The organism is Neisseria sp. P0001.S005, assembly GCF_051963715.1.
Map to the genome: position 1 here is coordinate 1 of NZ_JBQCTZ010000573.1, position 484 is coordinate 484.

The 484-nt window shown below is 52.7% G+C and carries 1 protein-coding gene and 1 pseudogene; both read left to right on the top strand.

Annotated elements, in window-relative coordinates; translation table 11 throughout:
• Positions 1 to 93: pseudogene (locus ACTHSP_RS21745) on the top strand (ferric iron uptake transcriptional regulator); the annotation flags it as partial.
• Positions 94 to 170: 77 nt separating this feature from the next.
• On the top strand, positions 171 to 484 hold a 314-nt coding region (locus tag ACTHSP_RS21750), incomplete at its 3' end, for a leucyl/phenylalanyl-tRNA--protein transferase (protein ID WP_440346976.1).

Consider the following 484-nt stretch of genomic DNA (forward strand, 5'->3'; position numbering starts at 1 on the left):
AAAATCGCCGAAGAAAACGGCTACCGCATCGTCGATCACGCGCTGTATATGTACGGCGTATGCGGCGAATGCCAAACCAAAACCAAACGTTAAGCAGTTTGTATGTTGATTTTTCAGACGGCCTTGGGCATTTTCAGCTTGAGGCCGTCTGAAACTTTATGGGCTTTGCGATGAAGATTCCTTTTCTTGCGCCACGGGATTATCGTTTCCCCGATCCGTCTTACGCTTTGGCAGAGTGTGACGGCTTGGTCGGCGTCAGCGGCGATTTGGATACGGGGCGGCTGTTGTCGGCGTATGGGCAGGGGATTTTTCCGTGGTTTAGCCGCGACGGTTGGTTTTTCTGGTATGCGGTTGCGCCGCGTGCCGTGATTGTGCCGGAAAACCTGCATATCGGTCGCTCTTTGGCAAAAACCTTGCGCCACAAGCCGTATCGGGTAACGGTCAACCGCTGTTTTGAAAAAGTGATTGCCCATTGCGCCAATGT